At 65.8% G+C, this 18,891-nt stretch carries 16 protein-coding genes and 1 pseudogene; 10 read left to right on the plus strand and 7 right to left on the minus strand.

Annotation, left to right across the window (positions count from 1 at the left end):
• Nucleotides 1–1,021 (minus strand): annotated as a pseudogene (locus JaAD80_RS12460) (NAD(P)H-dependent flavin oxidoreductase); the annotation flags it as partial.
• 80 nt (nt 1,022–1,101) lie between these two features.
• Between JaAD80_RS12460 and JaAD80_RS12465 the strand changes: the two are divergent.
• Together JaAD80_RS12465 and JaAD80_RS12470 are read left to right on the plus strand one after the other, a co-directional pair.
• The gene (locus JaAD80_RS12465) at nt 1,102–1,977 is read left to right on the plus strand and encodes a LysR substrate-binding domain-containing protein (protein WP_102294442.1); all 876 of its coding nucleotides are present in this window, start codon (nt 1,102–1,104) and stop codon (nt 1,975–1,977) included.
• Nucleotides 1,974–3,116 (plus strand): YbfB/YjiJ family MFS transporter, encoded by a 1,143-nt coding sequence (locus tag JaAD80_RS12470; protein WP_102294443.1) that lies wholly within the window; start codon nt 1,974–1,976, stop codon nt 3,114–3,116. Before JaAD80_RS12465 ends, JaAD80_RS12470 begins: the two co-directional genes overlap by 4 nt.
• Nucleotides 3,117–3,140: 24 nt before the next feature.
• On the opposite strand, the gene JaAD80_RS12475 is transcribed toward JaAD80_RS12470, so the two are convergent.
• A complete protein-coding gene (locus JaAD80_RS12475; protein WP_102294444.1) occupies nt 3,141–3,641 on the minus strand; it encodes an Lrp/AsnC family transcriptional regulator in 501 nt (166 codons plus the stop codon).
• An 80-nt stretch (nt 3,642–3,721) separates the two neighbouring features.
• Here JaAD80_RS12475 and JaAD80_RS12480 point away from each other — a divergent pair, with 80 nt between their 5' ends.
• Nucleotides 3,722–4,615 carry a DMT family transporter gene (locus JaAD80_RS12480; protein ID WP_102294445.1) on the plus strand — a complete coding sequence of 298 codons (894 nt, stop codon included), beginning with the start codon at nt 3,722–3,724 and terminating at the stop codon, nt 4,613–4,615.
• Nucleotides 4,616–4,630: 15 nt separating this feature from the next.
• Here the strand turns inward: JaAD80_RS12480 and JaAD80_RS12485 are convergent, their stop codons facing one another.
• Both JaAD80_RS12485 and JaAD80_RS12490 read right to left on the minus strand, forming a co-directional pair.
• Complete coding sequence (locus JaAD80_RS12485) at nt 4,631–5,761, minus strand: MFS transporter (RefSeq protein ID WP_102294457.1); 1,131 nt, start codon at nt 5,759–5,761, stop codon at nt 4,631–4,633.
• A 98-nt stretch (nt 5,762–5,859) separates the two neighbouring features.
• Nucleotides 5,860–6,882 carry an alpha/beta hydrolase gene (locus tag JaAD80_RS12490; RefSeq protein WP_219726818.1) on the minus strand — a complete coding sequence of 341 codons (1,023 nt, stop codon included), beginning with the start codon at nt 6,880–6,882 and terminating at the stop codon, nt 5,860–5,862.
• A 203-nt stretch (nt 6,883–7,085) separates the two neighbouring features.
• Here JaAD80_RS12490 and JaAD80_RS12495 point away from each other — a divergent pair, with 203 nt between their 5' ends.
• Nucleotides 7,086–7,979, plus strand: a complete 894-nt coding sequence (locus JaAD80_RS12495) for a LysR family transcriptional regulator (protein WP_102294447.1) — start codon at nt 7,086–7,088, stop codon at nt 7,977–7,979.
• On the opposite strand, the gene JaAD80_RS12500 is transcribed toward JaAD80_RS12495, so the two are convergent.
• On the minus strand, nt 7,967–9,187 hold the full coding sequence (locus JaAD80_RS12500; RefSeq protein WP_180979403.1) for an MFS transporter: 1,221 nt from the start codon (nt 9,185–9,187) through the stop codon (nt 7,967–7,969). The two genes, JaAD80_RS12495 and JaAD80_RS12500, sit on opposite strands and share 13 nt — an antisense overlap.
• Nucleotides 9,188–9,286: 99 nt before the next feature.
• Between JaAD80_RS12500 and JaAD80_RS12505 the strand changes: the two genes are divergently transcribed.
• Together JaAD80_RS12505 and JaAD80_RS12510 are read left to right on the plus strand one after the other, a co-directional pair.
• On the plus strand, nt 9,287–10,195 hold the full coding sequence (locus tag JaAD80_RS12505; protein WP_102294449.1) for a LysR family transcriptional regulator: 909 nt from the start codon (nt 9,287–9,289) through the stop codon (nt 10,193–10,195).
• Between the two features lie 64 nt (nt 10,196–10,259).
• Nucleotides 10,260–10,793, plus strand: coding sequence for a DUF4256 domain-containing protein (locus JaAD80_RS12510; protein WP_102294450.1), 534 nt, complete (start codon nt 10,260–10,262; stop codon nt 10,791–10,793).
• 37 nt (nt 10,794–10,830) lie between these two features.
• On the opposite strand, the gene JaAD80_RS12515 is transcribed toward JaAD80_RS12510, so the two are convergent.
• Both JaAD80_RS12515 and JaAD80_RS12520 read right to left on the minus strand, forming a co-directional pair.
• Entirely contained in the window at nt 10,831–13,050 is a 2,220-nt protein-coding gene (locus tag JaAD80_RS12515) for a bifunctional diguanylate cyclase/phosphodiesterase (protein ID WP_258002959.1), read from the minus strand.
• Nucleotides 13,051–13,189: 139 nt separating this feature from the next.
• Nucleotides 13,190–14,113, minus strand: coding sequence for a LysR substrate-binding domain-containing protein (locus tag JaAD80_RS12520; RefSeq protein ID WP_102294452.1), 924 nt, complete (start codon nt 14,111–14,113; stop codon nt 13,190–13,192).
• Nucleotides 14,114–14,280: 167 nt separating this feature from the next.
• Between JaAD80_RS12520 and JaAD80_RS12525 the strand changes: the two genes are divergently transcribed.
• From JaAD80_RS12525 to ribA, 4 genes are all read left to right on the plus strand, one after another.
• The gene (locus JaAD80_RS12525; RefSeq protein ID WP_102294453.1) at nt 14,281–14,982 is read left to right on the plus strand and encodes a pirin family protein; all 702 of its coding nucleotides are present in this window, start codon (nt 14,281–14,283) and stop codon (nt 14,980–14,982) included.
• Nucleotides 14,983–15,095: 113 nt separating this feature from the next.
• Nucleotides 15,096–15,482 (plus strand): DoxX family protein, encoded by a 387-nt coding sequence (locus tag JaAD80_RS12530; RefSeq protein ID WP_102294454.1) that lies wholly within the window; start codon nt 15,096–15,098, stop codon nt 15,480–15,482.
• 156 nt (nt 15,483–15,638) lie between these two features.
• On the plus strand, nt 15,639–17,882 hold the full coding sequence (locus JaAD80_RS12535) for a PhoX family phosphatase (RefSeq protein WP_102294455.1): 2,244 nt from the start codon (nt 15,639–15,641) through the stop codon (nt 17,880–17,882).
• 220 nt (nt 17,883–18,102) lie between these two features.
• Nucleotides 18,103–18,756: a GTP cyclohydrolase II gene (gene ribA / locus JaAD80_RS12540; RefSeq protein ID WP_102294456.1), complete on the plus strand. Its 654-nt coding sequence runs from the start codon at nt 18,103–18,105 to the stop codon at nt 18,754–18,756.
• Nucleotides 18,757–18,891 lie beyond the last annotated feature (135 nt).

Consider the following 18,891-nt stretch of genomic DNA (forward strand, 5'->3'; position numbering starts at 1 on the left):
GCCGCCGGCATCGCGCGGGCCAGCGGCGCGCCCTGCCCGGCCCAGTGGGCGGCGTAGCCATGTTCGCCAGCCTTGGCGGCGGCCGCATGCAATTGTTTGGCGGCATCATAAGCGACGGGATAGTCGGCGGGCGGCGGGCTGCCTGGCGCGTCGCCATGCGCGATCAGGCGGTTGGCGATGCCGCGCGCAAGGCGTCCGGACAGTGACGCCGTCAGGCGCGTGTGCTGTGCGCGTTCGCTTTGCAAGGTCTCGCGGTAGGCGGCATTCGCGGCGGACTCCGGGCACAGGATGAAGGCCGTGCCCAGCTGGGCGCCCGCCGCGCCCAGGTCGAGCGCGGCGCGGATGCCGGCGCCATCCATGATGCCGCCGGCCGCGATCACGGGCAAGCGGCTACGCTTGACGAGCAGGCGCAGCAGCACGGCCATGCTCCAGCCTTCATCCGGCGCCGCAGGATCGAAGACGCCACGGTGCCCGCCCGCTTCCACGCCCTGGGCGACGATGGCGTCGATGCCCGCCTGCTCGATCACGGCCGCTTCCTGCAGGCTGGTCGCCGTCGCCATGGTGCGGATGCCCGCCTGGCGCAGCGCGGCCAGCTTGTCCGCGGGCGGCAGGCCGAAATGAAAGCTGACGACGGCGGGACGCAGTTCCAGCAGCAGGCGCAAGGCCTCGTCGCCCTGGTTGAAGGAAGGATAGATTTCCGCCAGGGCGGACGGCACCGCAATGCCGGCCTGCGCAAACAGCGGCGCCAGGTGGGCCAGCCAGGCCGCTTCACGGGCTGCGTCGCGGCGCGCGGGGCGTGGCAAAACACGTTCACGTTGAAGGGCTGGCCCGTCAGGGCGCGCGTCTCGGCGATCATCTGGCGCGCCTGCGCCGGCGTGCCGGCGCCGATGGCGAGCGAGCCGAGCGCACCCGCATTGGCAACGGCGGCCACCAGGCCCGGCGTGGCCACGCCCGCCATCGGCGCCTGGATGAGTGGATGCCGCACAGAAAGTTGTTCAAAGAAATTCAGGGATGAAGACATGCGCGTTTCCTTCCGATAACAGACTGTTGATTCTCAAATACAGAATAGATATATAATATCATTCTCAATGGAGAAATGATATGGATTCCGAATCGCTGAAGATTTTCTGCGCCGTCGCCGCAGAACTGAGCATCACCAATGCGGCGGCGCGCCTGGGCCGGGTGCCGTCGAATGTCACCACGCGCATCCAGCAGCTGGAAGCGGAGATGGGTGCCGCGCTGTTCCTGCGCAGCGGCAAGCGCATTGCCCTGTCCGGCGCCGGCGAGCGCTTTCTCGACTATGCCAAACGCATGCTGGCGCTGGAAGAGGAAGCGCGCCACGTGGTGACGGGCGGGCGCGATGGTGGCGCCTTGCGCATCGGCAGCATGGAAAGCACGGCCGCCAGCCGCCTGCCCGCCGTGCTGGCCAGCTACCATGCGCGGCACCCGGCGACGCGGCTGGAACTGCGGACGGGAGCATCGCGCCAGTTGCTTGAACAGGTACGCACGGGCAAGCTCGACTGCGCCTTCGCCGCCCTGCCGCCGGCGATGGATGGCCACGCCGACCTGGCCGACATGGGCTTGCAGGCCAGGGCCATCTGGACGGAAGAGCTGTTGCTGCTGCTGCCGGCCGGCACGGAAAATGTGGCGGACGCCCGCGCCGTCCAGCCGCGTTCGCTGGCCGCCTTCCCGCAAGGCTGCACCTACCGGGGCGCGGCGGAAGCATGGCTGGGCATTGCGGGCGGCGGCGAGTGGCAGATCCAGGAAATGAGTTCGTATCACGCCATGATCGCCTGCGTGGCGGCCGGCGCCAGCGTCAGCGTGCTGCCAGCCAGCGTGCTGCAATTGAGCCCGGCAGCGGCGGTGCTGCGCAGCATCGGCCTGGGGACCATGGATACCTGCCTGGTGTGGCGCCAGGGCTTCGACGTGCCGGCCTTCCAGAACCTCGCGGGCCAGCTCTGGCCAGCAGGCGCATGAACGCCGCGCCAGGCCCGTCCGCGCTGCATCCGGCCGCCGCCGCGGCGCTGGTGATGGCCATCGGCATGGGCTTTGGCCGCTTCGCCTTCACGGCCATCTACCCGCACATGCTCGACGAAGGCCTGCTCAGCCTGGCCGAGGGCGGCTGGGCCGCTTCCGTCAACTACGCCGGCTACCTGCTGGGCGCCCTGCTCGGCATGCGTGCCAGCGCCGCCAGCGCGCACCGCCTGTGCCTGTGGTCCATGCTGGGCACGGCTTTTTGCCTGGCCATCCTCGCCATCGTGACCTCGCCCCTGCTGCTGATCTTTGTGCGCGGCATCGCCGGCGTGTTCAGCGCGCTGGCCATGATCGCCGCCTCGCTGTGGCTGCTGGAACAGCGCCAGCAGGCGCACAGCGCGCCGCTGCTGTTTGCGGGCGTCGGCATCGGCATCGCCGTGTCGGCCGAACTGCTGGCACTGGGCACCTGGGCCGGCCTGCACAGCCATGGACTGTGGCTGCTGCTGGGCGGCGCCAGCCTGCTGGCCGGCCTGTTTGCCGCGCGCGGCCTGATGGCGGCAAGTGCCCAGGCCCCTGCAGCCAGTGCGCCCGCAGGCGCGGCGCAGCTGCCCCCTGTCAGGGCGGCGCCGCTGGTCATCGTGTACGGCCTGGCCGGCTTCGGCTACATCATCACGGCCACCTACCTGCCCACCCTCGTCAGGAGCGCCTTGCCGGACCTGGACCCGGCGCACGTCTGGGCCGTGTTCGGCGTGGGCGCGGCGCCGTCATGCTTCCTGTGGTACCGCCTGCATCAGCGCCTGGGCACGCGCCAGGCCCTGTTCTGGAATCTGCTGCTGCAAGCCGCCGGCGTCATCCTGCCCGTGTTCCTGGCCAGCGCGGCCGGCTATCTGCTCAGCGCCATCCTCGTGGGCGCCACCTTTACGGGCACGGTGACCATCGCCATGCCGGCGGCACAGCGCATCGCGCGCCTGTCCAAGGCCAGGCTGGTGGCCAGCATGACCGTGGTATATGGCATGGGCCAGATCGCCGGCCCGCTTGTCGCCGGCGCCCTGTACAGCCCCGGCCACGGTTTTGCCCTGTCGCTGGGCGCGGCCGCCGCGGCGCTGGCGGGCGCTGGCGTCATGAGCCTGCTGGCGCTGTAGCCCGGCAAGCCGGCCCCATGCCTCTTAGCCGCCCAGCGGCACGTGCAGCCCCATCTTCAGGCATGTGAGCGCCACCGAGGTGCGGTAGCGCCGGATATTGTCGTCGCCGCCGAACAGGCGCTCCGTCAGCGCCTCGTATTCGGCCATGCTGCTGGCCGTGATGATCAGCAGATAGTCGGCCTCGCCGGTAATCCCGTAGCATTGCTGGATGGCCGGTTCGGCCAGGATGCGCGCGCGCATGGCCGCCGTGCGCTGCGGGTGTTCATCGTGCAAGTGCACTTCCACCGTCAGGATCAGGGGACGCCCCAGCCGGCTGGCATCGAGCACGGCCACTTCGCTGCGGATCACGCCGCTGTCGCGCAGGCGCCGGATGCGCCGCTGCACGGCCGGTGCCGACAGGTGGACGGCCTGGGCGATCTCGCGCTGCGAGGTCGTGCTGTCACGTTGCAAGATGGCGAGGATGGCCAGGTCGAAGGCATCGAGCGCAGGCTCGGCGGCGGCATTGGTGAGCGAAAGTTGCGTCATAGTGGTCAAAATGGAGTGCAAATATCAGATCAGACACAATAAACTTTCGCCATTCCGATATCAAGCCTTAAGTGCCCCCCATGCCATTACGCCGCTATGCCTCCTTCGTTCCCTTGCTGGCCATCCTCGGCTCCGTCACCTGCCTGGGCCTGGGCACGTCCTGGGCCAAGCACAGCCTGTTTCCGCTGGTCGGCGCACAAGGCACGACAGCCGTGCGCGTGGGATTTTCCGCCCTCTTGCTGCTGCTGTTCTGGCGCCCGTGGCGCTGGCAGCTGAGCCGGGCAGACCTGCGCACGGTGGCGCTGTATGGGGCCGCGCTGGGCCTGACCAACCTGTGTTTTTACATGGCGCTGCGCACGATTCCCTTCGGCATCGCCGTGGCGATCGAATTTTCCGGTCCGCTGGCCGTCGCCCTGGTCGCCTCGCGCCGTCCGCTCGACTTCGTCTGGGTGGCGCTGGCCGTGGCAGGGCTGGGCTTGCTGCTGCCGCTGGGCCACGACATCAGCAATCTGGATCCCGCCGGCGTGCTGTTCGCGCTGGCGGCTGCCGTCTGCTGGGCCAGCTACATTCTCTTCGGCAAGCGCGCCAGCCACTTGCACGCGGGCCATTCCGTGTCTCTGGGGCTGACCATGGCGGCGCTGGTGGTGGTGCCGGTGGGCGTGGCGCACAGCGGCGCCGCCCTGCTCGCGCCCGTGGTGCTGGCCACGGGACTGGGCGTGGCCCTCGTTTCCAGCGCGATTCCCATCTCGCTGGAAATGGTGGCCCTGAAACGGCTGACGCCACAAGCCTTCGGCATCATGAGCAGCATGGAGCCGGCCGTCGCCGCCATGCTGGCCTTCATCCTGCTGGACGAACGCCTCGACGCCCCGCAATGGCTGGCCATCGGCATGATCATGGCCGCCTCGATGGGCAGTTCCTACATGGCGCAGCGCATGAAAAAACCGCCGGCCCGCCAGAGCGCCCTGCCCTCGTGAAGCCGGGCGCACGGCTCACCGGGCCTGCGCCCCGTGCAGCCGCGCCGTGCGCCAGGCCAGCAGCGACGCAAGCAGCAGCAAGGCGGCGCTGGCCATGAAGGTGGCGCGCAAGCCGTGGCCATCGGCCAGGATGCCACCCACGGTGGAACCGCAGGCGATGCACAGCTGCACCACCGCCACCATCAGGCCGCCGCCCGCTTCTGCGTCGCCGGGCAAGACTTGCGCCAGCCATGACCACCAGCCCGTGGGCGCCGCTGTCGCCAGCATGCCCCACAGTCCCAGCAACACGAAGACGGGCGCCACCGCGCCGCCGAACGCCACCAGGCACAGGGCGATGACGGCCATCAGCAAGGGAATGGCGACGAGCGTGCGGTACAGGCCGCGCCGCAAAAACGTGCCGATCAGCGCCGTGCCGACCACGCCCGCGAGGCCGATCACCAGCAGGATCATCGACAAGGTGGGCAGGCCGACGCGCGTGACGGATTCCAGGAACGGCCGCACATAGGTAAACAGCACGAATTGCCCCATGAAAAACATGCCTACGGCCAGCATGCCCAGCGCCACCAGGCGGTTCCGCAACAGCTTGAACACATTGCCACTGGCCGCCACGCGCGCCGCCGCCGGCATCGATGGCAAGCTGAACCATTGCCAGGCCAGCGCCAGCAGGGCCACCGGCACCAGGCATAAAAAGGCGCCGCGCCAGCCGATGCTGCCGCCCAGGTAGCTGCCCAGCGGCGCGGCCACCACCGTGGCCAGCGCATTGCCGCCGTTAAAGATGGCCAAGGCCCTGGGCACCCTGGCCTTCGGCACCAATCGCATGGCCACGGCCACCGACATGGACCAAAAGCCGCCCACCACCACGCCGATCAACGCGCGCCCGGCCATGTACATGGCATAGCTGGTGGCCAGCCCCACCACCAGTGCGGAGACGCACATCAGGCCCGTCAACAGCAGCAGCAAGGTCTTGCGGTTCATCGACGCGGCCAGGGTCGAGATGGACAGGCTGGCCAGCACGGCAAAGGCGCCCGAGATGGCGATGCCATAGCCGACCAGGCCTTCGCTGACGCGCAAATCCGCTGCCAGCGGCGTGAGCAGGCTGACGGGCATGAATTCGGAGGCGATCAAGGTAAATACGCACAGGGTCATGGCAAGAATGCCGCCCCAGAACGCGGGCGCTTCGTCCGCCGGCACGCCTGGCGCTATCGGCGCCATGCGCGGCAATGCCGCTTCACCGTGCAGCGCGGTCATGCTGGCAGGGCCCGCTGGAAGAACGACGCCAGCTTGTCCCAGGGTATCAAGGTGACGCGGTCGTACAGGTCGACGTGGCCGGCGCCGGCGACATAATGCAGCTCCTTCGGCTCGGCGGCGCGCCGGTAGGCATCCTCGCTGAACTCCTTCGAATGCGCCTGGTCGCCCGTAATGAACAGCAGCGGACGGGGCGAGATCGTCTCGATATCCATGAAAGGATAGAAATTCATGAACTTTACGTTGCTGCTCAGGGTGGGACGGGTGGCACGCTCGGACAGCTGCCCGGCCGGAAGGTAGGCGCCGCGCGGCGTGCGGTAGAAATCATGGAATTCGCGCTCGATGGCACCGGGGTTGGCGCTCAGTGCGGGCAGGGTGCCGCTCGTGTAGGCGGTGGCGCCGCCGGCAAACTCCACCTGGCGCTGGCGCGCGGCCGCGGCGATATACGCCTGGCGCTGCGCCAGCGTTTGCGAGTGGCGCAAGCCGTGGCGGCTGGCGGCGCCCATGTCGTACATGCTGACGGTGGCGACGGCCTTGATGCGCGGATCGATCTTCGCCGCGCTGATGACAAAGCTGCCGCTGCCGCAAATGCCGATGGCGCCGATGCGTTCGCTGTCGACCAAGCCTTGCGCGCACAGAAAATCGACGGCCGCGCTGAAATCCTCGGCATAGATATCGGGCGAGACGGCGTTGCGCGGCTGCCCTTCGCTCTCGCCCCAGAACGACAGGTCGAGCGACAGGGTAACGAAGCCCAGCTCGGCCATCCGCGTCGCGTACAGGTTCGCGCTTTGCTCCTTGACGGCGCCCATCGGATGGCCAACGATGAGGGCGGCGTGGCGGCGCGTACGGTCCAGCTGCGCCGGCACAAACAGATTGCCGGCGACCGTCATCTGATACTGGTTCTGGAAGCGCACGGGCTGCAGCGTCACCTTGCCGCTCTGGTAGAAATTATCGGCGCCATCGGCTGCAGCTGGCGCAGCTGGCGCGGCTGTGGCGGCCGGCGCGGCGGCGAAAGCGGGCATTCCCAGCACGGAAAGCGCGCCCAAGGCCGCCATGCCCGTGCCGGCGGCCTTCACGAATGCACGGCGGCCATGCTGATTGGTCGTTTTCAAGCTTGTCGTCTTCATGCTGATGCTCCTTTGAAAGTCAGGGCACCATCTTGCCGCAGGCATGCGCTGTTGATAAGCGGGTACAATCTTGATGTAGTTATGAAAAAAATTCAGCAATGAGCCAAAACAAAGTCAACGACCTGCAAGCCTTCCTCGCCGTGGCGCGGGAACGCAGTTTCACCAAGGCCGCCGCCAGACTGGGCATCACCGCGTCCGCCCTCAGCCATACGATCCGTGCGCTGGAAGAACGCCTGGGCGTGCGCCTGCTGGCGCGCACCACGCGCAATGTCGCCGTGACGGACGCGGGCGAAAGGCTGATGCTGGCCATCGCGCCCCTGTTCGAGCAGATCGCCGCCGAGGTCGAGGCGCTGGGGGCATTGCGGGACAAACCCAGTGGCACCATCCGCGTCACCTGCACGGATGACCAGATCGAACTGCTGCTGCGCCCCATGCTGGCCGGCTTCCTGCACGACTACCCGGACATCTCCCTGGAACTGTTTGTCGACTATGGCTTTACGAATGTGGTCGAGCAGCGCTTCGACGCCGGCATCCGCCTGGGGGAAGCGGTCAGCAAGGACATGATCGCCGTGCGCATCGGCCCCGACTGGCGCCTGGCCGTGGTGGGTTCCCCCGCGTATTTCGCGCGCCACGGGGCGCCGGCCACGCCGCATGCGCTGACCGGACACGCGTGCGTGAATATCCGCCACCGGCCATCCGGATCCATCTATGCCTGGGAATTCGAGAAGGATGGCCATGCCTTTGCCGTCAAGGCCGAAGGACAGCTGGTCTTCAACAGCATCATGCACGTGCTCAATGCCGCGCTCGACGGCATCGGTCTGACATATGTGCCCGAGCCGCTACTGGCGCCCTACCTGGCCGATGGCCGCCTGGTGCAGATCCTTGCCGACTGGTGCCCCACCTTCCAGGGCTACCATCTGTACTACCCGAACCGGCGCCAGGCGTCACCCGCGTTTTCAGCCTTCGTCGAGGCGCTGCGCTACCGCGCCTGACATGGGCGCGCCACGGCCACGTTTTTGCGCGCCAGCCACGCCAGCGGCAGCAGGGCCAGCAGCGCGGCCGCCACGCCGGCCCATGGCGACGAGGCCATCAGCTGGCGCGAGACCATCAGCGCGCCCAGCATCGAGCCGAAGGAAATGCCGAGATTAAACGCGGAAATATTCAAGCCCGAGGCGAAATCGACGGCGCGCGGCGTGTAGCGTTCGGCCGTGGCCAGCATGCCGGCCTGCAAGGCGGGCGACAGGCCGAAGGCGAACACGCCCCAGACAAACAGCATCACCGTCATCATCCATTGCGAGGTGATGGAGAGGGCCACGCCCACTTGCGTGGCGGCCAGCAGCAACAGCATCAATCGCAAGGCTTTTTGCCAGCCCAGGTGGCTGGTCAGGTAGCCGCCCGCCAGATTGCCGGCAAAGGTGGCGGCGCCAAAGACGATCAGCAAGGCGCTGGCCATGGTGGCGGAAAAGCCCGTCACGTCTGTCAGGATGGGCGTAATGAAGGTGAAGGCGGCAAAGCTGCTGCCGAAACCGAAGGTCGTGATCGCCATCATGGTGATAATGGGACCGCTGCCCAGGGCCGCCAGCTGCGTCATGGCCTTGCCGCCCTTGCCCTGCTGCAAGCCGGCCGGCAGCCAGCGCGCCATGGCCGCCAGGCCCAGCGCCGCCAGCACGACGACAGCAAAGAAGGGCAGGCGCCAGCCCATCAGGTTGCCCAGGAAACTGCCGAACGGCACGCCGATCACCATGGCAAGGGTCAAGCCGGCAAACATCACGGAGATCGCCCTGCCCGCCTGTTCCTTGCTGACCAGGCTGGCCGCCACGGTGGCGCCGATGGCAAAGAAGGTGCCGTGCGCCACGGCCGTGATGACACGGCCAAACAGCAGCAATTCAAAGGTATGCGAAAAAGCGGCCAGCAAATTGCCGGCCAGGAACACGGACATCAGGCCCAGCAAGGCCGCCTTGCGCGGCAGGCGCGACATCAGCAGCACCAGCAGCGGCGTGCCGATGGCCAAGGCCAGCGCATACAGGCTGACCAGCGAGCCGGCCGATTCGATGGAAATATGCAGGTCTTTCGCGATGGTGGGCAAGATGCCGACAACGATGAATTCGGTCACGCCGATGGCGAAGGCGCCGACGGCCAGCGCCAGCACGCCGGGCGGCATCTTGCTGGCTGATGAGGAAACGGGGTTTGCGGTGTGCATGGAATTCTCCGGCATAAGGTTCAAGCTGGCCAGTGTATCGATACAAGTGCTTTTGATATAGACTCCAATAATGGAAACACCTGTGAAATGGATTCAATAATGGCCAGGCAAGACATCAACCGCGCCTTCGAGATGAGCGTGTTCGTGGCCGTGGTGGAAACGGGGGCCTTTTCCGCCGCCGCGCGTCGCCTGGCCCTGACGCCGTCGGCCATCAGCAAACTCGTCAATCGCCTGGAAGCGCGGCTGGGCGCGCGTTTGCTCCAGCGCAGCACGCGCCAGCTGCACACCACGCCCGAGGGCGACGCCTTTTTTGTGCAGTGCAAGCGCATCCTCGACGATATCGATGGCGCCGAGCGCGAAGCGGCGCAGGGCGCGGCGCCGCGCGGACGCTTGCGCATCAACTGCTTCGTGCCGTTTGGCGTGCGCCACCTGCTGCCCATCCTGCCGGAATTTTCCCGGCGCTACCCCGACATCACGCTCGACGTCGTCGTCAGCGATGCCGTCGTCGACTTGCTGGAAGACCGCACCGACATCGCCATCCGCACGGGCAAGCTGAAGGAATCGAACCTGGTGGCGCGCAAACTGGGCGAGGACGCGATGGTCGTGGTGGCGTCTCCCGCCTACGTGGCGCGCCACGGCCTGCCGCGCACGCCGCAGGATTTGTCACGGCACAATCTGCTGGCCTTCAATTTCCGCTGCCAGAACGAAACCTGGCCCTTCCTCGATGGCGCTGGCGGCACGCTGCAGGTGGCGCCGCAGGGCAATGCCTGCGTCAGCGATGGCGAAAGCATGCGCCAGCTGGTGCTGGCGGGCATGGGACTGGGACGCTTTTCGCGCCAGCACGTGCTGCGCGATATCCAGCAAGGCGAACTGATCCCGGTGCTGCAGGATTACAATCCGGGCGACAGGGAACTCGTGCACGCCGTCTTCGTGGGACCGGGGCTGCAAGTGCCGGCGCGGGTGCGCGTGATGCTCGATTTTCTGCTGGAAAAAGTGCAGCTGGGATGAGCGCCGCCTGTCCGCATCGCGTCTTATAATCGGCCGTACCATTGAACTTCCAGGGAGCCGCGCCATGCATGATGACTTGATCCATACCTTGCAAACCCGCTTCAGCAAGCACATGCACCGCCATCCGGGTTGGACGTGGGACAAGGTGCTGGCACGGCTGGATGCCGCTCCCGCCAGCCTGGCGGTATTGCAGCAAATGGAAGACACGGGCGGCGAACCGGATGTCATCGGGCACACCGGCGACACGGGCGCCGTCACGTTTTGCGATTGCTCAGCAGAAAGCCCGCTCGGCCGGCGCAGCCTGTGCTTCGATGCTGATGCCCTGGCCGCGCGCAAGGCCAACAAGCCGGCCGGCAGCGTCATGGCCATGGCGCAAACGATGGGAATCACACTGCTGACGCAAACGCAGTACCGCCAGTTGCAGGAGCTGGAGCCGTTCGACCGCAAGACTTCAAGCTGGATCAGCACGCCCGCCAGCATCCGCGCCCTGGGCGGCGCGCTGTTTTGCGACCGCCGCTATGATCAGGTCTTCGTCTACCACAATGGCGCCGAATCGTATTATGCGGCGCGCGGCTTCCGTGGCTGTCTGAGCGTCTGAGCGTCTGAGCGTCTGAGTGGCCAGCCAGGCTACAGCTTCAAGCCGCCTCTTCCAGGCGCAGCTGCCGGCCTTCATCGAGCATCAGTTCGAACTCGGCCGCCGGCACGGCGGGGCTGAACAGATAGCCTTGCAGCTGGTCGCAGCCCAGTTCGCGCAAGAAACGCATCTGCTCGGCCGTTTCCACGCCTTCGGCAACGATTTCCTGGCGCAGCTGCTGCGCCATGGTGACGATGGCGCGGGCGATGGCGCAATCGTTTTCCTCGAAGGGCAAGCCGATGACGAAGGAGCGGTCGATCTTCAAGGTGCTGATGGGGAATTTCTTCAAATAAGCGAGGCTGGAATAGCCGGTGCCGAAGTCGTCCAGCGCCAGCGCCAGGCCCATGGCCACCAGCTGGTTCATGATGTCGATGACCTTGTCGGCGCCGCGCATCAGCAGACTTTCCGTGATTTCCAGCATGATCTGGTCGGGCCGCACGCCGTAGCGCTCCAGCACGGCTGCGATGCGCGCCGGCAGCTGTTCATCGAACTGGCGCGCCGACAGGTTGACGGCGATGGCCGGCATGTGCAGGCCCCGGTCTTCCCAGCTGCGGATCTGGCGGCAGGCCTCGTCCAGCACCCAGGTGCCCAGCTCCAGGATCAAGCTGGTTTCCTCGGCGACGGGGATGAAGAGGCCGGGCGAGACCATGCCGCGCATCGGATGCTTCCAGCGCAGCAAGGCTTCCGCGCCCACGATGCGCCCGCTGGCCAGGCTCACTTTCGGCTGGTAATGCAGCTCCAGTTCCTTGTCGCCCAGGGCCAGGCGCATTTCGCTTTCCAGGCGCAAATGCTCCTTGGCCCGCCGGTTCATGTCTTCGCGGTAGAACAGAAAGGTCGATTCGATGGTCTGCCCCGCCTTGGCCACGGCCACGTCGGCAAAGCGGAACAGGGCCGGCGCTTCCAGGCCGTCTTCCGGATACACGGTAATGCCGATGCTGGCGCCCACGTGCAGCGCGTGCGCGTCGATATTGATGGGCGCCTCTAACAGGTTCAGCAGCTTTTGCGCCACGTTCGCCGCATGCTCGCGCTTTTCGATATGCAGCAGCGCCACGACGAATTTGCTGTTGTCGACCCGCGCCAGGATGTCCGCGTCGCGCAGGGCGCCACGGAACAGCTGGCCGATGGCGATCACCAGCTGGTCGCCCACTTCATGGCCCAAGGTGTCGCTGATCGAGCCGAGGCGGCTGATGTCGATGACCATCAAGGCGCCATGCGTGCCCTGGCGCTTCGCTTCGGCCAGGCCCTGGTCGACCAGCTGGTTCAGCAGGCAGCGGTTGGGCAAGCCCGTCAGGCTGTCATAGTTGGCCATGCGCTGCATGCGCGCCTCGGCATCCTTGTGCACCGAGATATCGGAAAACAGGGAAAACACGTGGCTGATTTCGCCGAATTCGTCGCGCACCACGCTGATGGTGACGTCTTGCGGGAACAGTTCGCCATTCTTGCGCTTGCCGATGATTTCGCCGCGCCAGGAACCGTGGCCGCGCATGGCGGCGCGCACCTTGGCGCGGAAGTCGGGGTCATGCACGCCCGAGCGCAGCAAATCGGGCGTGCGGCCGATGGCTTCGGCCGGCGAATAGCCGGTGATGCGGGAAAACGAACTGTTGATGGAGACGATGCGCTCTTCCGCATCCGTGATCAGCACACCCTGCTCGCTGTCTTCGATGATGCGCGCATGCAATTTGACCTTGTCCACGTCGGACAGCGGCTCGCTCATGGCCGACAGGCGCACGGCCATGCCGCAGCCCTTGCCCGCCTGGTCGAGGATCACGTGGCGGTGCATGCGCAGCCACGTCACCATGCCCGACTTCTTGCGCCGGCGCACATCGGTGGCCACGTCGCCCTGCGTGAAATGCAATTCCAGCACGCTCGCCTCGGCGTCGTCTTCCGGATACAAAAACAGGATGTGCTGGCCCAGCGCTTCGATTTCGGAATAGCCGAACATCTGTTCGGCCCCATGGTTCCAGCCGATCAGGAAGCCGTCGGGATCGATTTCCAGCAGGGCGTCGGCGGGCGCCACGCGCACCACGGGCCGGCTGGCGCCGCGCAGGCGTTCGAGTTCCTCCTGCAATCGCGCCAGAGTGGCCGCCTGCTGCGGCCCCGCCTGCTCGCGGGCATCCTGGGCCAGGCGCAGGCACAGCGCGACTTTCGCCTCAAGCACGGCAGCCCGCGCGGGAGACAGGTCAGGGGATGGGATCGGGTGCGCTGCGGTCTGTGTAATCATCAAAATCCCACTACGGGGCATGGAGGTCGGGCCAGGAATACGGTTGCAATACTGTGAATATGGTAACTTAAAAATGTTGGCGTATGTCAACATTTTAAGACCTACGCCGAATGGCGCGGCACGCCATCCGGCGCCGCTCTCAGGCGCGTCCCGGCAGATGCAGCGCCAGGCGGGCAAACACCTCAGGGTCGCGCATGCGCGCCAGCCACCAGCGCAGCGCGGCGCCATCCTCGCCCACGCGCCAGGCCAGGTAAAACGTTTCCGACGGTTTCGGTTCTTCCACGGCCTTTTCCACCAGCTGGCCGCGCGCGATGGCGGCCCGCGCACACGGTCCCGGCAGGAAGCCGAAGCCCAGCCCCAGCACCTGGTAGTCGAACTTGACCTGCATGTTTGGCACGCTCAAGGCATCCTGTCCCAGCAGCAAGCCCACCGTGCGCGGCGCCATCTGGCGCGCCGAATCGGTGACCACCACGGCGCGGTGCTGCTGCAAATCGCCGCGCGACAACGGCCCCGGCAGCTGCGCCAGCGGGTGCGCAGGCGCCACGGTGAAGACAAAATCCAGCATGCCGATCGGCTGCGAGATATAGCCGCCGCCGGCAGGCCCGTCGCCGGGCGCGCCCACCAGCAGGTCGACGCGCCGGTCCAGCAGCGCTTCCCAGGTGCCGGACAAGGCATCTTGCGCCAGGCGCAGGCGCGTCTGCTGCGCCACCTCGTAGAAGGCGCACACGTCGTCGGCCAGGGCCACGGCGGAAAACATGGAATCGAGGCCGATGGCCAGTTCCGTCTCCCAGCCCGAGGCGACGCGGCGCACGCGGTGCTCCAGGTCCTGCGCCGCCTTCAGCAGGTAGCGCCCCTCTTTCAGCAATTCCTGGCCAGCCGCCGTCAGCACGACTTTCGGACCATTGCGCTGGAATACCTGCACACCCAGGTCGTCTTCCAGCTTGGCCACCGTATAGGAAATGGTGGACGGGACTTTGTGCAACTCCTTGCCTGCCGACGAGAACGAGCCGCGGCGGTCAATGGCGTCGACGATTTGCAGGGCTTCCAGGCTCAGTCTTAACATTCGATTTTTTCGATCATAGGTCGCAAGATTTTCCGTTTTTCTTTCGCTGCAGAGGGGCCTATACTTTGTTCATCGTAGAGCGAAGGGCACAAAAGAAGCCACGGCATAGCGCCAGGCAACGGTCCTTCGAAATTATCGCACATTAACTTATAGAAACGGAGTCCACCATGTTACAGATTCGTCATAGCGAAGAACGCGGCGCCGCCAACCACGGCTGGCTCAATTCCCACCACAGCTTTTCCTTTGGCAGCTACCACGATGCCAATCACATGGGTTTTGGCCCGCTGCTGGTGATCAATGAAGACCGCGTGACGCCAGGCCAGGGTTTCGGCACGCACGGCCACCGCGACATGGAAATCATTTCGTATGTGCTCGACGGCGCGCTGGAACACAAGGACAGCATGGGCACCGGTTCCGTCCTGCACTACGGCGATGTGCAGCGCATGAGCGCCGGCAACGGCGTGCGTCACAGCGAGTTCAACCACTCTGCCACGCAAGGCTTGCACTTCCTGCAGATCTGGATCCAGCCGAACGTGACGGGCATTGCCCCCAGCTATGAAGAGAAGCATTTCACGCCGGAAAGCAAACGCGGCAAGCTGCGCCTGATCGCCTCGTCCGATGGCCGCCAGGGTTCCGTGCTGATCCATCAGGACGCGGCCATCTACGCCAGCATCCTGCAGGAAGGCGAACAGGCCGAACATGCGCTGGCAGCAGGCCGCATCGCCTATGTGCACCTGATCCGCGGCAGCCTGGTGGTGAACGGCACGCCCTTGAAAACGGGCGATGCGCTGAAGCTGACGCAAGAGGCCAGCGTGATCATCACGCAGCCGGAAGACGCGGAATTCCTCCTCTTCGACCTGCCTAAATGATGGCACCTGGCCAAACCGACTGCGCGTCGCGCTCTGCATGCTGCGACGCGCGCCACGGTTTTGCCAGGCACCGGAAATCAACCTGCAATCTTGATAAAAACAATTGGATTAACATGAAAAATAATACAGATATCCTGCTGCCCCTCGGCCGTGCCGCCCTTGGCGTGCTGTTCTTTGTTTCGGGCCTGCTGAAAATCGGCGCCTTTGCGGGGGTGGCCGGCTACATGGCCAGCCAGGGCTTGCCGATCGCCAATATCTTGCTGGTCGGCGTGATCATCCTCGAAGTGGGTGGCGGCTTGCTGCTGATCACGGGCTGGCAGGCGCGCTGGGCGGCACTGGCCCTGGCGCTGTTCCTGATCCCGACTACCGTCGTTTTCCACGCCTTCTGGGCTGCCGATGCGGCGCACTACCAGGATCAGCTGACCAATTTCCTGAAAAACCTGTCCATCTTTGGCGGCATGCTGTTGCTGGTGGAGCGCGGTTTTCGCCAGGCCAAATAAGACCGGGGCTGCCTGAGCGGACGGGCCCGTCATTGGCGCGGCCCGCCCGGCCGGCAGCCTGTCACTGTTTTGTCATCAGGCTGACATGGCGCTGTCACATTCGACAACTATCATGCGGTTGCCCTTAAATCACGCAACCACAGGACATCGCAGCCCATGAACAAGCCCAACGATCTGGCCATCAGCGCCACCGATCTGAACGACATTGACAGCAACGCGTCCCACGACAACCATTTCAACAGCATCCTGAACGCCCGCCTGAGCCGGCGCACCTGGCTGCGCGGCAGCGCCGTCACGGCCGCGACCGCCGTCATGGGTTCGATGGGCCTATCAGCTTGCGGTGGCGGCAGCGATGCGGCAGCCGTCACGCCGACGCCGACGCCCACGCCTGAAAAACTGCTGGCCTTCACGGCCGTGCCGAAAAGCCTGGCCGATGTCGTCTCGGTGCCAGCCGGCTACACGGCCACCGCCCTGTACGCGCTGGGCGACTCGCTGCGCGCGGCCACGCCGGCCTACAAGAACGACGGCAGCGACACGGATTTCGACAACCGCGCCGGCGACCACCACGACGGCATGGAATACTACGGCCTGTCCGCCGCCGGCGCGCCGCTGGCCTCCGGCGCCGAACGGGGCTTGCTGGCGATGAACCACGAAGCGACCACGGACGAAAAACTCTCGTCGCACTTCCTGCACGTGAATGGCGGCACCACCTCGCTGCCGCGCCCCGCGGCCGAAGTCGACAAGGAAGTGGCCGTCCATGGCCTCAGCGTGGTGGAAGTCAAAAAGACGGGCAGCGCCTGGGCCACCGTCAACGATTCCGCCTTCAACCGCCGCGTCACGCCGCTGACGGACATCGAGCTTGCCGGCCCCGTGCGCAGCAACGCCCTCGTGGTGACCAAGTATTCGCCGACCGGCACCAAGACGCGCGGCACCATCAACAACTGCGGCACGGGCAAATCGCCTTGGGGCAGCTACCTGTCCGGCGAAGAAAACTGGGCCGGCTACTTCACGCGCTCGGCCACCGACAATGCGGCGCGCGGCGACAAGTCCGTCGTGTCGCTGAACCGCTATGGCCGCAGCCAGGGCGGCGCCTCGCGCCACGGCTGGGAAACGGGCGGCAGCGACGACAAGTACGCACGCTGGAATCTGAGCAAGATCGGCGCGTCGACCAACGGCAGTGACGACTATCGCAATGAGCTGAACGGCATGGGCTACATCGTCGAAATGGACCCGTACGACAAGACCAAAGCCATCCGCAAGCGCACGGCGCTGGGCCGCTACGCGCATGAAAGCGCCGCCTTCAGCGTGCCGGCCGTGGGCCAGCAGCTGGCCGTCTACATGGGCGATGATTCGCGCAACGAATACATCTACAAATTCGTCTCGACGGCCGTCTGGGCCGCCGCCGATGCCAACCCGGCCGACCGCATGGCCACCGGCGACAAATACCTCGATTCGGGCAAGCTGTACGTGGCCAAGCTGGCCGCCGATGGCACGGGCCAGTGGATCGAGCTGGCCATGTCGAACGCGCAGATCCAGGCCTACAGCGCCTACAAGTTCGCCGACCTGGCCGACGTGCTGGTCAATGCCCGCCTGGCGGCCGACGCCGTGGGCGCAACGAAGATGGACCGCCCGGAATGGTGCTCGGTCAACCCGGCCAATGGCGAGATCTACTACACGCTGACCAACAACTCGAACCGCACCGTCAACCCGAGCGGCTCGTCGCAGCTGGCGCCGGACAGCGCCAACCCGCGCGCCTACACGGACATGAAAGGCAGCAGCGCGCAGAACGGCAATCCGAACGGCCATATCATCCGTTTCAAGGAAGGCACGGGCGCAGCCGCGGCCACCAGCTTTACGTGGGACGTCTACCTGTTTGGCGCCGAGAGCGGCGCCGACGCCAGCAAGATCAACCTGTCGAACCTGACGGCGGACCAGGATTTCTCCAGCCCCGACGGCCTGGCGTTCAGCCCGTACACGGGCATCTGCTGGATCCAGACGGACGATGGCGCGTACACGGATGTCACCAACTGCATGATGCTGGCGGCCATCCCCGGCAAGGTGGGCGACGGCGCCAAGTCCACCCTGAACTACGCGACGGCGGCCGGCGGCAATCTGGCCGTCGACACCTTCATCGGCAAGAAGCCCACGGCTGACACGCTCAAGCGCTTCCTGGTGGGTCCGGTCGGCTCGGAAATCACGGGCATCAGCGAAACGCCCGATGGCAAGACCATGTTCATCAACATCCAGCATCCGGGCGAAAACACCTCGCTGGCGAACATCGGCGACCCGTCCAAGTACACGAGCCAGTGGCCGGCCAACGCCGGCTACGGCGCCGGCAAGCGTCCCCGCTCGGCCACCATCGTGATCACCAAGAACGACGGCGGACGCATCGGCAGTTGACGTCCCTTGCCTGGCGGCGGCAGCCGCCAGGCAAGGCCGGCAATTTACCTTGCAAAAGGAGGAAGTGCCCCTACGTAAGGCTTATCACCAGACATTGCAGCGACCGAATGGCAGCCAGGGAAAACGTTTCCCTGCTTTTTGGTATGATGGCAAGGCGCGCCGGCACCGGAGTGGTGTCGCGCGCCTTTTATTTTTGATAATTACTTATATGAGCACAACCATGCAAAGCGGCGCAGACATCCTGGCAACAGGCGAATTGGATTACACGACTTCCTGCGCACTGCCGACGCCGTGGGCCCAGTTCACCCTGCACGCCTTTGTCGAGCACGCCACGGGCAAGGAACACCTGGCCATGGTGCTGGGCGATATCGGCGACGGCGAACCGGTGCTGGCGCGCGTGCATTCCGAATGCCTGACGGGCGACGTGCTGTTCTCGCAGCGCTGCGATTGCGGCGCCCAGCTCGAAGGCGCCCTGAAGCGCATCGCCGAAGAAGGCCGCGGCATCCTGCTGTACCTGCGCCAGGAAGGACGCGGCATCGGCCTGATCAACAAGATCCGCGCCTACCGCCTGCAGGAAGCGGGCGCCGACACGGTGCAAGCCAACGAGCAGCTGGGCTTCAAGGCCGACGCGCGCAACTACACCTTGTGCAAGCCCATGTTCGCCCAGTTCGGCGTGCACAGCCTGCGCCTGATGACGAATAACCCGCGCAAGATCGCGGCCATGGAAGCGCTGGGCATTGCCGTGGCGGAACGCGTGCCGCTGCTGGTCAACCGCAACGCCTTCAACCAGCACTACCTGAATACCAAGCAAAGCAAGCTCGGTCACATGATGACGCCCGTGACGGCACCGGCGCTGGAAGACGGCGCCCTGTGATTCCAGGGCTGGCGCGCGGCAGCGTCCCAGGGCGCGGGCGTGCCGGCTTCGCTCCTGCCCACGCACAAAGGATGCATGAAATTTTCTAACTTCGCCTTCTTGCTGGCCGGCCTGTGCGCCGCCACAGCTGCGCTC

Origin of the sequence: Janthinobacterium sp. AD80 (genome assembly GCF_002878455.1) — a bacterium.
Taxonomy (GTDB): domain Bacteria; phylum Pseudomonadota; class Gammaproteobacteria; order Burkholderiales; family Burkholderiaceae_D; genus Janthinobacterium.

Coding starts and splice junctions, on each gene's coding strand:
- JaAD80_RS12465 (WP_102294442.1), top strand. CDS start 1,102: ATGGATTCCGAATCGCTGAAGATTTTCTGCGCCGTCGCCGCAGAACTG.
- JaAD80_RS12470 (WP_102294443.1), top strand. CDS start 1,974: ATGAACGCCGCGCCAGGCCCGTCCGCGCTGCATCCGGCCGCCGCCGCG.
- JaAD80_RS12475 (WP_102294444.1), bottom strand. CDS start 3,641: ATGACGCAACTTTCGCTCACCAATGCCGCCGCCGAGCCTGCGCTCGAT.
- JaAD80_RS12480 (WP_102294445.1), top strand. CDS start 3,722: ATGCCATTACGCCGCTATGCCTCCTTCGTTCCCTTGCTGGCCATCCTC.
- JaAD80_RS12485 (WP_102294457.1), bottom strand. CDS start 5,761: ATGACCCTGTGCGTATTTACCTTGATCGCCTCCGAATTCATGCCCGTC.
- JaAD80_RS12490 (WP_219726818.1), bottom strand. CDS start 6,882: ATGCCCGCTTTCGCCGCCGCGCCGGCCGCCACAGCCGCGCCAGCTGCG.
- JaAD80_RS12495 (WP_102294447.1), top strand. CDS start 7,086: ATGAGCCAAAACAAAGTCAACGACCTGCAAGCCTTCCTCGCCGTGGCG.
- JaAD80_RS12500 (WP_180979403.1), bottom strand. CDS start 9,187: ATGCACACCGCAAACCCCGTTTCCTCATCAGCCAGCAAGATGCCGCCC.
- JaAD80_RS12505 (WP_102294449.1), top strand. CDS start 9,287: ATGGCCAGGCAAGACATCAACCGCGCCTTCGAGATGAGCGTGTTCGTG.
- JaAD80_RS12510 (WP_102294450.1), top strand. CDS start 10,260: ATGCATGATGACTTGATCCATACCTTGCAAACCCGCTTCAGCAAGCAC.
- JaAD80_RS12515 (WP_258002959.1), bottom strand. CDS start 13,050: ATGATTACACAGACCGCAGCGCACCCGATCCCATCCCCTGACCTGTCT.
- JaAD80_RS12520 (WP_102294452.1), bottom strand. CDS start 14,113: ATGTTAAGACTGAGCCTGGAAGCCCTGCAAATCGTCGACGCCATTGAC.
- JaAD80_RS12525 (WP_102294453.1), top strand. CDS start 14,281: ATGTTACAGATTCGTCATAGCGAAGAACGCGGCGCCGCCAACCACGGC.
- JaAD80_RS12530 (WP_102294454.1), top strand. CDS start 15,096: ATGAAAAATAATACAGATATCCTGCTGCCCCTCGGCCGTGCCGCCCTT.
- JaAD80_RS12535 (WP_102294455.1), top strand. CDS start 15,639: ATGAACAAGCCCAACGATCTGGCCATCAGCGCCACCGATCTGAACGAC.
- ribA (WP_102294456.1), top strand. CDS start 18,103: ATGCAAAGCGGCGCAGACATCCTGGCAACAGGCGAATTGGATTACACG.